A 16,389-nucleotide genomic window follows, 5' to 3' on the forward strand; every position below is an offset into this window, starting at 1 on the left:
TGGGCGACATCAGGCCGTGGCCATGCGTTCGGTGATGCGGCAGAGCCGTGCGGGCATGGGAGTGCGCAAGCGCCAGACAATGCTAATGGGCCGCGATCCCTCGTGGCTGAGGACGTCGGCAGGGCCCAAAAAACAATAGCTAGCAGTCCCGTCGTCGGTTTTTCTATTTTCGCGTACAAAAAGCAGCACCGTGCTGCTCCCCTGGAGATAGCGCTGGCCAGTGGGCGACTCCGCGCTGGTGGTGCTTTGGGATTGCCAGTGGAACAGGTCATCGCTGATGGCGTAGTCCTGATACATCGTCGTGGGCGAATAATGCTTTTCAGATTTGTTCAGTGTCACCAGCAGAATATCCGTGTTGATGTCCGGCAGGTACTTCACGCCTTCGCGCATATCCGGTGTGGCGCTCATACTCCAGTTGCCAAGTGCCACGAGGATGTCATTGCGGCTGTAATTCGCGTGTAGTTCAAGTGGGCACGAATAGGGCAGGACTGGCTTAGCAGTCACCAGGTCCGTGCGCTCATCGAGGATGTCGAGGACCTCAAGCAACTCACTGAAACAGGCCCCGTTGGCTTTCAGGCGGGTGACGCTCTCCGACAAGCTGCCGATGCCCGATTGCGTGGTCCAAAGACTGAAATGAAGCATGGTCAGAAGACGCGTCTCGTCAGTGCTCAGTCGCGAAAGTCGCTCGGCCGGCGCCATCAGGAGCTCCCGCAGGCTGCGCAGCTGCGTCGCCGAATTCATGTGAAGAAGGCGCAAAATGCCCCGGCGCAGGATGTCTTCATCCGGCGCCTGAAAGTCGTCCCGACGCCCCGCAAGCTGGCACAGCCGCGCAAAAAAGCCCCTTTTATAGACGGCATTGAGCCCGAGCTGGTGATAGTCAATGAAGTGAGCCAGGCTGAGCTGCTGGCCTGTCTCGTCCTCAAAGTGACCGATGCGCTGGATCAGCATGGCCTGCCGCGCATGGGCAATATTGTTCTTGATGTTCTCAAGTATGTATCCCTGTGCCTCTTTTTCCAGGGAAATATGGCACCCCGCCGGGAGCTGCGGAAAACCCCGCTTAATCTCGTCCGCGACTCCATTGCCTGTTGTCCCCAGCAAGGCCCGGAAACGCGACTCAAAATTGAAATTACGGTGGGCGTTGCCGACGAAGTCCAGCACGGTCAGGCATTCTTTATAGACCGTGCTTTTCCTGGCTGGGTCCCATTCCTCGTGGGTCCGCAAACCACGGCCGAGCTGCTGCAAGAAGACGGTCAGACTTTCGGTCGGACGGAGAAACAGCACGGTGTCTATGGACGGAATATCGACCCCTTCGTTGTAGAGATCAACCACGCAGATGATGTTGATCTCGCGCCCCTCCAACCGCTGAATCGCTGTGCCGCGGACTGCCTGGGGGCTATCCGCGTCCAAAACCTCCGACCGTAGGCCCTGGCTGACAAAATACTCATGCATGAATCTGGCGTGCCCTTGGCTGACACAAAAACACAGGCAGCGCGAGGTGGCGATGTTCAACAACAGTTCGCGCATTTTGCCCAGCACCAGCGCGGCCCGTTGGGTGTTGCCGCAGAACATATTCTCCAGCTCGGCCTTGTCGTAGCCGCCCCTGCTCCACTTCAGGCGACTCAAGTCGGCCAAATCAGTGATGCCAAAATAATGAAAGGGCACCAGCAATTTCCGGTTGATGGCATCCGGCAGGCGGATTTCGGCGGCGATGTGGTGGTCAAAGTAGCTCAAAATATCCAAGCCGTCATGCCGTTCCGGAGTCGCCGTCAGTCCCAGCAGGACTTTCGGCTGGAAATGCGTCAGCAGGCGCTGGTAGCTGGCCGCCGCTGCATGATGAAATTCATCCACGACGATGTAGTCGTAGTAATCCGCCGGCAGTTTCTCGCAAAGGCCCTGCGAATTGAGGCTCTGAATGGACACAAACAGCTGCTCGTACTCCGTGGTCTTCGCCTGACCCACCAGTAATCCACCAAAATTCAGGTCGCGCAACACCATGCGGAATTTCGCCTGGCTCTGCTCCAGGATTTCTTCGCGGTGAGCCACGTAGAGAAATCTGGCCGCAGGAGTCTCCTGCCGCAGGCGCCGGAAGTCAAACGCCGCGATCATGGTCTTGCCCGTGCCCGTGGCAGCCACGACCAGATTGCGGGTACGATGGTGCAAGAGGCGCTCCGCCATAAGCTGATCCAATATCTCCTGTTGATGAGCGTAGATATCCAGATCAAGCATTGGCAACACGCCATCACGGGCCTGATTGCCACCGCCGCGCTCCGACTCCAGCGCCTGCGACAACTTATCTCGCGAACGGACGTCGTAGCAGTCGAATTCATGGCTGTGCTGGTAGGTCTCAAAGGTCGCCTCTATTTTCTCCCACAAATACGGCGATTCATATTGGCTGATCTTCAGGTTCCACTCTAATCCGCTGGTCAAAGCCGGATTCGAGATATTCGAAGAGCCGATATACGCCGCGCCAAAACCACTGCGACGGTGAAAAATATAGGACTTGGCGTGCAAACGCGTCCGCTTGCTGTCATAGGACACACGCAACTCCGTGTTGGGCAACGCCTGCAGCGCGTCAATCGCCGCCAGGTCCGTGGCACCGAGATAACTCGTGGTGATGACCCTCAGGCGCTTGCCGTCTTGCGTCGCCTCCCGCAAAACAGGCAGCAACAGCCGCAAACCAGTCCATTTGATGAAGGAACACAGGATGTCAATGCTGTCCGCAGATTGGATCTCTTTCTTGAGCTCGGACTCCAACGTCAGGTCCGAACTCGTACCCGTAAACAGCGCAGCATTGGCCAAAGGCGTGTCCGGCCGGCTTAGTCGGCGCCTGGCCGGATCACGAATCATCAGCAAGTACATCAGATTGTCGATGAGCTGATCGGCCCCAACAGAATCACCGGTACCCTCTTTCGCCAGCAGCGCCAGCAGCTGATTGCATAGACGCGCCTGCTGCTGAAATTTGCCCGCACCCGACATGCCAACCAGCGTTCCCGCGAGCACTTTCGTCACATGCAGCGCCAGCGTAAAGGCGCTTTCTTCGGAATCAAGCTCCTTCCTCTCCACCTCAAAATTCGGCGGCAATGCCGCCAACTGTTCCGCCAAAGCGCGGGTGATGACGCTTTCGTAAAGACCATGCTCAAGCTTCTGCTTATCCATCAACTCACGTCCTCCCTCACGAACCGTTTTCGCACGAAACCAACTCCGACTTGGGGCCGCTTTGCCGCTCGCCTTCGGAGAAGTTGCCTGCAGCTTCACAGCCGAAAATCTGCGCGAATCCATGTGCCCACTGATAATGTCGGGCTATGCGCCCTTCTCTTGGGGGCCACGTCAACTTTTCCGGCCTCATTGCGCCGGGGTAGGTAGTTTACTGTCAAAATGTCGATACTCCGCAGGCTTTTGGGAGCCATTTGGCGGCGATGGTCACTGTTGCGCACGAGTAGACGGCCTGCAAGTAATCAATGCGGGCCTTTTCGGAAAAACCCGTTTGTGCAATCAGTGTTTCCCGGAGTGGGTGGTGGCTTTGGATGAGGTATTCATTGCGCCGGTGGAGTCTTTCCAGAAGCTCAATAGCTGGCAGGCGGTCGAATTTACCGGCTTGGCCGCGGTTGCATTCTTTGCAGGCCAGGACCAGATTGGCCACGCCGTCAATGGCCTTGCCTTCGGCACAATACTTCAGCTTATGCGGGAAGAAGTGGTCCACATCGACCTCGTTGACTTGGTCATTGCTGATCATGATATCGCGGAAGCAATAGAAGCATTTGCCCTTTTGGTAGCCATTCAGGGCGGTTCGGGCCGACGTGACAGGGACTCTCTCCAGCGAGTTTGACAGCACCTGCAGGAACTGACTGTCGGGGTCGTGCTGGACACTGAGCACTTTGGCCGGCAGCTGCAAGTTCCAGGCTGTTTCCACCAGCCGCCAGCGCGATTCGGTCTCGTTATATAAATCCGTGAACATCGGCGATTCGCTCAGCCGGTAAAAATCCTCGGTGAGGCGAATGCCCTTGTTTTGTTTTCGTTCATCGTTAAAAAACCGGTGTGGTATTTCGTCGCCATGGACATTGTGAAAGGCGTCAATCACATTTTGGAAACCCAGGCTGACGGTTTGCTCAATCAGCTGTGATTGCGACAATTCATTGTTATTGAAGGCCCGGCAGGCATCCAGAAATCGACTGTTTTCCACTGTGCATTGCTTGTCGTATTTCTTGAGGTGCTCGACCAGATAGCGGGAAAAGACCGGCGCCAATTCATCGAGTCGGATCAGATCATTGGCCTGTTTGAAGTGATACAGGCTTTTTGCCAGGGCAAATTTGTACGACGCCGTATTACGCCCAAACAGGATGATAGCCCGCCAATAATTCTCCAAGGTGGGGCTGACTTCATAAAAATGCCGGGTGTGATTCATGTCAATGAGTAGAGCAGAGTCGTCCAGCTCCGTTCGTCCCTTCCCAAAGAGTCCCCAGAGTCATAACGGCCATGGCATGCGAAACCACAGGGGACGAGACATGCCTCCAGTTCCGCTGCCGTGATGTCGGTGAAAAGTCGTCCGTCTTTGCGACTGCGCTGTTCACTATCGACCTCGGGGCCACGCAATGGTATAGAAATCACGAGTCTCCCCGATGGCCTTAACAGTCTCTTGAAGGTGCGCGCACTCTCGGCGATGGCGGCTTTATCCAGGTGCATCAATACCGCTGAACAGAGCACCGCATCAAAAGCGCCCGAGGGAGTTCGAGGCAGCAGGGGCAACGCATCGCAGGTGATGCGGTCGCCGAGCTCGGGATGCAGCGCCTGCGCTTGCAAAACCATGTCCGGACAAGCATCAACGCCATAACAGTCGCAGCCGGCTTTCTGCCAGCAGGACAGATCCCGCCCAGAACCGCAGCCCACATCAAGCAGCACCGGCGACAAACCGGCGCCCGGCGCAAAAATGAATCTTTTGAGCACGGCAAACCGGGATTCATCAAACTCCGCGCCTTCGTACCTCAGAGCTACATCCCGGGCGTTCTCCGAGTAGTAACGCACGGTCCGAACATCGGCTGAGTGTATAGCCTTGGCTGCTTGCATATCACCAGAAAAATCATTCACACTGCAATTCGCCATATCTATTCCTATTGCTGATTGCACTTTGCCCAGAGATGACCAGCACTGCCTGTCGTCATGCCCATGCTGATTGCTGATTGTGGTTGCCTGAGAAGCTTCTTTTGCATTGTCGCAACATTAACGATGAAAAGAGATTCCGAACGACGAATGGGCAGACAAGACGTCACACCAGACAGATTCACAATCGGTCATTGGGCAGTTTACTAGGTTGATTTAAGGACAGGCAATTAACTTGAACGCACCCGAATTTTTTACTAAATGGAAAAGGCAAGAGGTGACTCCGAGTATGCCATGCCCGAAACACAACCTTTATACTATACCAAGAAAGAACTAATTAATTAGCCAAAAACTATCTTCTGAATATTCTAAAAATGGACTCCTCTTTTTTTTCAAACATTCACAACAAATACTTTCTAAACAGTTATTTGCGATGTTTTTAAAAAATCCAGTTGGATATACTAATTCCCAACGTTTTTCACCATTTTGATCAATTAATTCTTTTACATCGATTACCATTTTATAGTATGGATCATCCTCGATTTTGAAAGGAGATTGATAACCTTTTCCTGGAGGACGAAATGCATGTGTTAGTCTGTTTCGATATATCCACAACAAATTTCGATGTGTGAATTGTTCAAGATATTTATTGTTTAACTTTTCAAGTTTTTTTGGCTCTTTTTTCGGCCATTCTTGACTAATTTCTTTATATAAAGGGTCGTTTTGTAATGAATAACTATTCTGAAATGGCGATCGGGAAGGATAAAATTTTGCATTACATTCTTTTTCTAACCATAACTTGAAGCTTTCAAATTCTTGTGGGACATCACACATTGAATTTATAGCTTTCCAAATTTGTAACATACTTACTCTATCATGATCTTGCCATTTTGAGTGCCTTTTAATTGTCTGAGCGAAACGAATACGATTTTGTTTCGGATTTTTTTCGTCTGGAAAGGCTGCGATTGAAAGCGAGTCTATAATCGAACATAGCAACAGTTTTGCTGGCACTCCTTCATATTGAATATTTGATTTTGCGACAGCGTTATCTATCATCTTTGTATAGTATTTTCTGAAACGTTCGATTTTTTCTTCAACAGTTTCCAACATTAGTCACTCCTTTGGGTGGCGAATGATCACTTTTTCCTAGCAGTTTCAGATAGTAACCAAATAGTGTAGCAATTAGCTGACTTTTAGGTTAGCTTATATCAATTCCAAACTTTATTGTTAGTTGGCGTTCGATCAAAGCTTGTCGCAACTGCTGTGTTTCTGTTGTATGAACATCCTCACTTACTAATTGAATGGGTAACCCATTAAAAAAGTATGATTCAATTAATGAATCATCAGGATTATTGCGATCCACTGGTTCAAGTTTTCCTTCTTCTTCTTTTTCTTCTTCTGTTTGAGGCTCACTTGATCTTGCATCTTGACGTGCCCATGTAGTACGAAAGTTTCTTGTAACAATTAGTTCATTTTTTGCTCTTGTTAATGCGACATAAAGCACTCTTCGTTCTTCTTCAATTAGGTCTAGATTATTTATCGCATATGAAGAAGGATATGAACGTGGTGAAACATTAGATATATAGCATACATCCCGTTCAGTACCCTTAGCAGAATGAATGGTAATAAGAGTCACTTTATCCACATCATCTATTTCTTTTCTTTGAGAAACGAAAATTGGATTAAGTATGTAATCTTCAATAAAATCAAGAACAGAAGTATGCTTAACTGCGAGCTTTTCAACAAAATCATAATCTCGTTTCCGTTTGTCCCAGTCTTGATTTTTATATTTTTTCTCAAGCATTTGAATCATTAAGTTAACAGCTTGAGATATTAGTTGAGAAACAGCACCTTTAACTTCGCTCAATTCTTTAATGATTAATGTAAATTCTGATGCACCAAATCCCTCGTTATCTAATAATTTTAGTGAGTCTTGGATGTTATTTAAATCCAGTATCTTACTTATAATTTTTACTGCCTTAACTTCACCTATACCAGGCCATAATGTAAGATATCTCATCCACCCTATTTCATCTTGATTGTTCCCCAATATTCTTAAAACAGAAAGCACATCTTTTACATGGGCAGACTCAAGTAATTTAGTGCCACCAATAAATTGATATGGAATCTCTTTTGATAATAATGAAGCTTCAAGTTTTCGTCCAGAATAATTCGTTCGCACTAATATCATATGCTCATTCCATGAGCTCCCAGATTTTTTTCTTTTAATTAGGTCTTCAGCTATCCAGCGAGCTTCTTCCCATTCGTTATCAAATGTATGGATACTTGGGGCCAATCCATTGCCTCTTACAGCCTTTAATTTTTTATCATAATTAAGTGGACTTTTAGATATCAACCAGTTGGACACATCAAGAATTTCTTGAGTTGATCGATAATTATCTTCGAGTTTTAATATTGTTGAGTTGGGTATTCGCTGTTTGAAATTATGAACATTTCAAAAATCTGCACCACGAAAACCATATATAGATTGTGCGTCATCACCAACGCAAAATAATTGAACATATTTTACCAATGGCTCTAACAACTTCCACTGCAATGGGTTGGTATCTTGCATTTCGTCTACTAAAATATGATCATAATTAGTGCCAATCCATTTGCATAGTTCTTCATCCTGATTTATACCTGTTGCAACTATATCGAGGATATCATCATAATCAAAATAATTTCTACTACGCTTTCTTGACTCATATTCTTTCATGATATTGGCTATATTACTTTTCTGGTCATAAAATCGATGCATTTTTTTTTGTAACGCTGTATCCAAAGATGATAGAGTATTTCGTGCAAAAGAATACAAATCACTAAGCTCGGCGGCTAATGGAAAACATCCTGTTTCTTTCTTGCCACGCGCAATTTTGAATATTTGGACTTGGTCTTCTTTGTCGATAACTGTAAAATTTGCATAGCCAAATATAGATGGTGCACTTCGAATAATTGAACTACACCAAGTATGAAAAGTAGATGATCTTAATCCATTGCAATTATCATCCAAGTTCATTTTTACTCTTTCAACTATTTCTGATGCAGATCGTCGGGTAAAAGTGAGAATTTGAATTCTATCAGGGGAAATACCCTGTGCGATTAAATAAGCAGCCCTTGCAATTATGGTTTTAGTTTTTCCACAACCAGCACCAGCCAAAACAAGAACATGACTATTCAAGTGTGTTGCTGCTATTTTTTGGCTTTCATTTAATTCAGATAGTAATCGTTCAATTGACATGTGTTACCTCTTTATTGCGCATATCGCTTGGCGTTCTGTTTTAATATAAGAAACACACTCATCCCAGCGGATAATGCCTTTCACAAACTCGAGGAGCCTTTACTGAACTCAACAACAAGTCTGGCGGCACTTGATGCAAATCAGATATGCATCAAGTAGGGGCGCAACAGAACATTAAGCTTAGTACGGATTTCGGCGTCGCTCAGGCACATCTTCATGAGGCAAGAATCGTAATTTGTAATACAGCGCTGTAGCATGGGATGCTGTTTTCCGCTGACAACAGAGGCATGCAACAGTCCTGCCAATACCCGCTCATACATGGACTGCGCCCCCGTATAGTCGCGATTCTTCTCCAGCAAAAAGGCCAGATTGTTTACTTCTTGAAGCGTTTTGGGATGCTCCGGCCCAAACGCTCGCTCACAAGCTTCAAGCGCCTGCTCATACAAGGACTTCGCGCCCGCATAGTCGCCTTTTTTCGCCAGCAATAGGGCCAAATGGTCCACGCTCATGAGTGTGTCTGAATGCTCCGGCCCCAGCACCCGCTTACGGACTTCAAGCACCCGCTCATACAAGGACTGCGCGCCCGCATAGTCACGATTCTTCTCCAGCAATAAGGCCATATTGGCCATGCTCATGAGTGTGTCTGGATGTTCCGGCCCCAACGCACGCTCGCGGACTTTAAGCGCCCGCTCATACAAGGACTGCGCGCCCGCATAGTTCCCCTTCTTCTCCAGCGATGCGGCCAGATTGTCCACACGCATGAGTGTGTCTGGATGCTCCAGCCCCAGCACCCGCTCATACAAGGACAGTGCACCCGCATAGTCGCCTTTCTTCTCCAGCAATAAGGCCAGCAAGTTCATGTTTTGAAGCGTCTTGGGATGCTCCGCCCCCAACACTCGTTCGTAAGCTTTAAGCGCCTGCTCACACAAGCGCCGCGCACCCCCATATTGCCTTTTACGATACAGCAATCTGGCCAAACCGCTCATACTTGCAAGCGTGTCTGGATGCTTCGGCCTCAGCACCCGTTTGCGGACTTCAAGCACCCGCTTGCAGTCTTCAAACGCCCGATCGCACAGATGCTGCGCGTTCACATAGTCGCCGTTGCTATACAGCAATTCGGCTAGATTGTGTACACTTGTGAGCGTGTCTGGATGCTCCGGCCCCAGCACCCGTTCGCGGGCTTTAAGCGCCCGCTCACACAGGGACTGCGCCCCCGCATAGTCACGATTCTTCTCCAGCAATAAGGCCATATTGGCCATGCTCATGAGTGTGTCTGGATGTTCCGGCCCCAGCACCTTCTTACGGACTTCAAGCGCCCGCTCGCACAGAGGCTGCGCACCAACATAGTCGCCTTTCTCATGCAGCAATGCGGCCAGATTGGCCACGCTCATAAGTGTGTCTGGATGCTCCGGCCCCAACACTCGCTCTTGGGCTTCAAGCGCCCGCTCATACAAGGACTGCGCGCGCGCATAGTCGCCCTTCTTCGCCTGCAATAAGGCCAGATTGTGTACGCTCATGAGTGTATCTGGATACTCTGGCCCCAGAGCCTGCTCGCGGGCTTTAAGCGCCTGCTCACACAGGGGGCGCGCCCCCGCATAGTCGCCTTTCTTCTCCAGCAATGCGGCCAGATTGGCCATGCTCATGAGTGTGTCTGGATGCTCCGGCCCCAGCACCCGCTTGCGGGCTTTAAGCGCCCGCTCACACAAAGACTGCGCGCCTGCATAGTTGCCTATCTTCTCCAGCAGTAAGGCCAGAGTAGCCACGCTCATGAGTGTGGCTGGATGCTCCGGCCCCAGCGCCTGCTCGCGGGCTATAAGCGCCCGCTCAAATAGGGGTTGTGCCCCCGCATAGTCGCCTTTCTTTACCAGCAATAAGGCCAGATTGGCCACGCTCATGAGCGTGTCGGGATGCTTCGCCCCCAGCATTCGCTTGCGGACCTCAAGCGCCCGTTCACACAGGGGTTGCGCCCTCGCATAGTCGCCTTTCTTCTCCAGTAATGCGGCCAGATCGGCTACGCTCATGAGTGTAGCTGGATGCTTCGGGCCCAACACCCGCTCTTGGGCTTCAAGCGCCCGCTCATACAAGGACTGCGCACCCGCATAGTCGCCTTTCTTCGCCAGCAATCTGGCCAAACTGTGTACGCTCATGAGCGTGTCTGGATGCTCCGGCCCCAGCCCCTGCTCTTGGGTCGATAGAGCCTGACGGATGAGCGGCTCGGCTTGGGTGTCAGCATGAGCATCAGATGATATGATTGACACTGATTGAGCCGAAGACGACGATGAACGGACAACGCAAGAGCGTGTGGATTGCATTTTAGTCGAGGATAAATCCTGATCGCTTTTTTTGCCGATGATTTTTTCCCTGAAACCGTTTTTTCTCATATAGAACGCATCCCTTCGAATGTATCCGTGACATCCATGGTTAATTCTGCGACTGAAAATGCCCGAAGCCCACCGACGATTTCTTGGCAAGAAATGGGAGTGATTTTGAGCCGAAGTCACCACCAGTTGCATTGAATGGGCAGTTTGTCTCCCGATTTTTCCCTGGCACCCGTCCCCTTAACCCTCTCCGCCAGCTCCACCATCCGCTCCGCCGCCTCAAAGCCTACAGGCATGCAGTCTGAAGTCCCAACCGATGAAACACCCACGCGGCATGCACTAGCGGAAGGTATGGGCCACGGTGCGGCACACAAGGTCTGAATTTGGCCTCGTCCCCAGATCGTAGTCCAAATCCAACTGACAAAACATACTGTGTGTCGTATCAAAGGCAATCACACCTGGGGCAAAGCGTCATGCGACGGTGCGGGCGTAGTTGCCGCCGGGACGGCGGCGCTCCCAGGTTGGGGCCAAGGCGTCGCGCAGGTGGTCCAGGACCTCAGGCGGTGGCAGGGGCGAGACGTCCACAAAAGCCCCGTTAGGGGCGTCATCATCGTAGCCCCGGGCAACGCCCGGGGAAGAGTTGATGATTTAAAAAGTGCCCTGGAGGGGCACCTCAACAGTCATTCTGCTAGGACTAACTGGCGGATTTGTTGAGATGCCCCTCCAGGGCATGCTCGTGTGGTGGCCCTTGCCCCGGGCTGCGCCCGGGGCTACGTTGACGGCGCCCCTCTAGGGCGCCTGCTCGCGAGCGCCCCGCACATATGCCGGCAAACGGACGCGCTATGATCGGCGGGGATGGCTGGGGCGGGGAAATGAGCCGTCTCGCCGGAGTGGGCGAGACGCCCACTCCACGGCCGGGATATGGGCGCCGCGAGGCAGGACGGGAGGCGTTTGCGACCGGTGGGACCGGTTGGCGGCGGCGCTGGGGCGAGGACTCACGACCCATGAGGCATGGTCCCATGGATTGGACTGTGGGGACGTTGGGGACCGTGGGGATTGACGCATTGGACGCAGGGGACTGGTTGGCGACCAATTGGACTCCGGGGACTGGTTGGGGTCCGCTTGGACGCTGGGGACTGATTGGCGGCGGCGCGGCGCCGGGGCGAGGACTCACGACCCATGAGGCATGGTCTCATGGATTGGACTGTGGGGACGTTGGGGACCGTGGGGATTGACGCATTGGACGCAGGGGACCGATTGGCCGACGCCTGGGACTTCAGGGAACGCACCCGTTCGCGGCCGTGGCGCGCAACATGACCGGGCAACGTTTGCGGGTGGCCATTCGGGTGTCTTGTGAGCGGCAGGTCCCATGCGACGGTGCGGGCGAGACGCCCGCACCACGGCCGCGAGAAACGCCCGCGCCGCAATCGGGTGTAATTTGCGCAAGGCTGCTCGGACGTCATGCGCTGAGCGGACCTCAGGCGACGGTGCGGGCATATTTGCCGCCGGGACGGCGGCGCTCCCAGGTTGGGGCCAAGGCGTCGCGCAGGTGGTCCAGGACCTCAGGCGGTGGCAGGGGCGAGACGCCCACAAAAGCCCCGGCAGGGGCGTCGTCATCGTAGCCCCGGGCAACGCCCGGGGAAGATATGATGATTTGAAAAGTGCCCTGGAGGGGCACCTCAACAGTCATTCTGCTAGGAATAACTGGCGAATTTGTTGAGATGCCCTTCCAGGGCATGCTCATGTGGTGGCCCTTTCCCCGGGCTGCGCCCGGGGCTACGTTGACGGCGCCCCTCCAGGGCGCCTGCGTGCAATCGCCCCGCACATACGCAGGGAGACGACCGCGCTACGCTCGGCGTGGATGGCTGGGGCGGGTAAATGAGCCGTCGCGTCGGAGTGGGCGAGACGCCCGCATCACGGCCGCGATACAGGCGCCGCGAGGAGACGGGGAACGGGCCAGGTACGGTTGGTGGGGATGGCGAGTGCGGGCTAATGAGCCGTCGCGTCGGAGTGGGCGAGACGCCCACTCCACGGCCGCGATACAGGCGCCGCGAGGAGACGGGGAACGGGCCAGGTACGGTTGGTGAGGATGGCGAGTGCGGGCTAATGAGCCGTCGCGTCGGAGTGGGCGAGACGCCCACTCCACGGCCGCGATACAGGCGCCGCGAGGAGACGGGGAACGGGCCAGGTACGGTTGGTGAGGATGGCGAGTGCGGGCTAATGAGCCGTCGCGCCGGAGTGGGCGAGACGCCCACTCCACGGCCGGGATACGGGCGCCGCGAGGCAGGACGGGAGGCGTTTGGGACCGGTGGGACCGGTTGGCGGCGGTGCTGGGGCGAGGACTCACGACCCATGAGGCATGGTCCCATGGATTGGACCGTGGGGACGTTGGGGACCATGGGGAATGACGCATTGGACTCCGGGGACCGGTTGGCCGACGCCTGGGACTTCAGGGAACGCACCCGTTCGCGGCCGTGGCGCGCAGTACGACCAAGGGACGTTTGCATGTGGCCGTTCGGGTGTCTTGTGAGCGGCAGGTCCCATGCGACGGTGCGGGCGGGACGCCCGCACCACGGCCGCGAGAAACGCCCGCGCCCCAATCGGGTGTAATTTGCGCAAGGCTGCTCGGACGGCCTGCACGGAGCCGACCTCATGCGTCGGTGCGGGCGTTATTGCCGCCGGGACGGCGGCGCTCCCAGGTTGGGGCCAAGGCGTCGCGCAGGTGGTCCAGGACCTCAGGCGGTGGCAGGGGCGAGACGCCCACAAAAGCCCCGGCAGGGGCGTCGTCATCGTAGCCCCGGGCAACGCCCGGGGAAGATATGATGATTTGAAAAGTGCCCTGGAGGGGCACCTCAACAGTCATTCTGCTAGGACTTACTAGCGAATTTGTTGAGATGCCCCTCCAGGGCATGCTCATGTGGTGGCCCTTTCCCCGGGCTGCGCCCGGGGCTACGTTGACGGCGCCCCTCCAGGGCGCCTGCGTGCAATCGCCCCGCACATACGCAGGGAGACGACCGCGCTACGCTCGGCGTGGATGGCTGGGGCGGGTAAATGAGCCGTCGCGTCGGAGTGGGCGGGACGCCCGCACCACGGCCGGGAGAAACGCCCGCGTCGCAATCGGGGGGAACGTTTGCGGATGGCCGTTCGAGTGTCTTGTGAGCGGCTGGTCCCAGTGAGGGTGCGGGCGAGACGCCCGCACCACGGCCGCGAGAAACGCCCGCGCCGCAATCGGGGGAAACGTTTGCGGATGGCCGTTCGAGTGTCTTGTGAGCGGCTGGTCCCAGTGAGGGTGCGGGCGAGACGCCCGCACCACGGCCGGGAGAAACGCCCGCGTCGCAATCGGGGGGAACGTTTGCGGATGGCCGTTCGAGTGTCTTGTGAGCGGCTGGTCCCAGTGACGGTGCGGGCGGGACGCCCGCACCACGGCCGCGAGAAACGCCCGCGCCCCAATCGGGTGTAATTTGCGCAAGGCTGCTCGGACGGCCTGCACGGAGCCGACCTCAGGCGACGGTGCGGGCATATTTGCCGCCGGGACGGCGGCGCTCCCAGGTTGGGGCCAAGGCGTCGCGCAGGTGGTCCAGGACCTCAGGCGGTGGCAGGGGCGAGACGCCCACAAAAGCCCCGGCAGGGGCGTCGTCATCGTAGCCCCGGGCAACGCCCGGGGAAGAGTTGATGATTTGAAAAGTGCCCTGGAGGGGCACCTCAACAGTCATTCTGCTAGGACTAACTGGCGGATTTGTTGAGATGCCCTTCCAGGGCATGCTCGTGTGGTGGCCCTTGCCCCGGGCTGCGCCCGGGGCTACGTTGACGGCGCCCCTCTAGGGCGCCTGCTCGCGAGCGCCCCGCACATATGCCGGCAAACGGACGCGCTATGATCGGCGGGGATGGCTGGGGCGGGGAAATGAGCCGTCTCGCCGGAGTGGGCGAGACGCCCACTCCACGGCCGCGATACGGGCGCAGCGAGGAGACGGGGAACGGACCAGGTACGGTTGGTGGGGATGGCGAGTGCGGGCTAATGAGCCGTCTCGCCGGAGTGGGCGAGACGCCCACTCCACGGCCGCGATACGGGCGCAGCGAGGAGACGGGAAACGGGCCAGGTACGGTTGGTGGGGATGGCGAGTGCGGGCTAATGAGCCGTCTCGCCGGAGTGGGCGAGACGCCCACTCCACGGCCGGGATATGGGCGCCGCGAGGCAGGACGGGAGGCGTTTGCGACCGGTGGGACCGGTTGGCGGCGGCGCTGGGGCGAGGACTCACGACCCATGAGGCATGGTCCCATGGATTGGACTGTGGGGACGTTGGGGACCGTGGGGATTGACGCATTGGACGCAGGGGACTGGTTGGCGACCAATTGGACTCCGGGGACTGGTTGGGGTCCGCTTGGACGCTGGGGACCGGTTGGCGGCGGCGCGGCGCTGGGGCGAGGACTCACGACCCATGTGGCATGGTCCCATGGATTGGACCGTGGGGACGTTGGGGACCATGGGGATTGACGCATTGGACGCAGGGGACCGATTGGCCGACGCCTGGGACTTCAGGGACCGCACCCGTTCGCGGCCGTGGCGCGCAGTACGACCAAGGAACGTTTGCGAGTGGCCGTTCGGGTGTCTTGTGAGCGGCAGGTCCCATGCGACGGTGCGGGCGGGACGCCCGCACCACGGCCGGGAAACGGGCGCCGCGAGGGGACGGGAAACGGGCGCCGCGAGGGGACGGGAAACGGGCGCCGCGAGGGGACGGGAAACGGGCGCCGCGAGGAGACGGGAAACGGGCGCCGCGAGGAGACGGGAAACGGGCGCCGCGAGGAGACGGGCCTGTCCACCAAGTCCACCAAGTCCACCAAGTCCACCAAGTCCACTCTGTCCACTATGTCCACTGCCCCGCACGGACTGCCCACATGCGACGGTGCGGGCGGGTTTGCCGCCGGCAAACAGACGCGCTATGATCGGCGTGGATGGCTGGGGCGGGTAAATGAGCCGTCGCGTCGGAGTGGGCGGGACGCCCACTCCACGGCCGCGAGATGTGGACGCGCGGCAGGATGGTGGACGTTTGCGCGAGGCCGCTCGGACGTCATGCGCGGAGCTGACCTCAGGCGTCGGCGCGGGCGTGTTTGCCGCCGGGACGCATGTCGACCTTGAGCGATGGCACAGGCGTTGTTGCCGCTGGGACGGCGGCGGCGCGGAGAGATGCTAAAAATAACGATGGAAATCCATGTTAATTCTTTCTGCGAAGCTGCAAACGAGACGCACACTCCACAGCCGGGATACGGGCGCCGCGAGGAAGGACGGGAGGCGTTTGGGACCGGTGGGACTGATTGGCGGCGGCGCTGGTGCGAGGACTCACGACTCACGAGGCATGGTCCCATGGATTGGACCGTGGGGACGTTGGGGACCGTGGGGAATGACGCAGTGGACGCAGGGGACTGATTGGGATCCGCTTGGACCGTGGGAACGCACCCGTTCGCGGCCGTGGCGCGCAGTACGACCAAGGAACGTTTGCGGGTGGCCGTTCGGGTGTCTTGTGAGCGGCTGGTCCCAGTGAGGGTGCGGGCGGGACGCCCGCACCACGGCCGCGAGACGTGGTGCGCAATAGGACGGGGACCGACCTCAGGCGACTGTGCGGGCGTCTTTGCCGCCGGGACGGCGGCGGTCCCATGGTCAATGCCGCCGGGACGGGGACCGGCCTCAGGCGACTGTGCGGGCGTATTTGCCGCCGGGACGGCGGCGGTCCCAGGGTCATT

General features: G+C 55.9%; 6 protein-coding genes and 1 pseudogene. All 7 read right to left on the reverse strand.

Annotation, left to right across the window (positions count from 1 at the left end; translation table 11 throughout):
* Positions 1 to 9: 9 nt before the first annotated feature.
* Entirely contained in the window at positions 10 to 3,156 is a 3,147-nt protein-coding gene (locus J3R75_RS00665) for a DEAD/DEAH box helicase (RefSeq protein WP_307259196.1), read from the reverse strand.
* A 214-nt stretch (positions 3,157 to 3,370) separates the two neighbouring features.
* On the reverse strand, positions 3,371 to 4,402 hold the full coding sequence (locus J3R75_RS00670; RefSeq protein WP_307259197.1) for an HNH endonuclease family protein: 1,032 nt from the start codon (positions 4,400 to 4,402) through the stop codon (positions 3,371 to 3,373).
* Positions 4,399 to 5,097: a class I SAM-dependent methyltransferase gene (locus tag J3R75_RS00675; RefSeq protein WP_307259198.1), complete on the reverse strand. Its 699-nt coding sequence runs from the start codon at positions 5,095 to 5,097 to the stop codon at positions 4,399 to 4,401. Before J3R75_RS00675 ends, J3R75_RS00670 begins: the two co-directional genes overlap by 4 nt.
* Positions 5,098 to 5,427: 330 nt before the next feature.
* On the reverse strand, positions 5,428 to 6,204 hold the full coding sequence (locus J3R75_RS00680; protein WP_307259200.1) for a hypothetical protein: 777 nt from the start codon (positions 6,202 to 6,204) through the stop codon (positions 5,428 to 5,430).
* Positions 6,205 to 6,292: 88 nt separating this feature from the next.
* Positions 6,293 to 8,335: pseudogene (locus tag J3R75_RS19780) on the reverse strand (ATP-dependent helicase).
* A gap of 140 nt (positions 8,336 to 8,475) precedes the next feature.
* Entirely contained in the window at positions 8,476 to 10,716 is a 2,241-nt protein-coding gene (locus tag J3R75_RS00695; RefSeq protein WP_307259203.1) for a tetratricopeptide repeat protein, read from the reverse strand.
* Between the two features lie 1,414 nt (positions 10,717 to 12,130).
* Positions 12,131 to 12,397 carry a hypothetical protein gene (locus tag J3R75_RS00700; RefSeq protein WP_307259204.1) on the reverse strand — a complete coding sequence of 89 codons (267 nt, stop codon included), beginning with the start codon at positions 12,395 to 12,397 and terminating at the stop codon, positions 12,131 to 12,133.
* Positions 12,398 to 16,389 lie beyond the last annotated feature (3,992 nt).

The sequence above is a fragment of the Oligosphaera ethanolica genome, assembly GCF_030814695.1.
Classification (GTDB): Bacteria; Verrucomicrobiota; Lentisphaeria; order Oligosphaerales; family Oligosphaeraceae; genus Oligosphaera; species Oligosphaera ethanolica.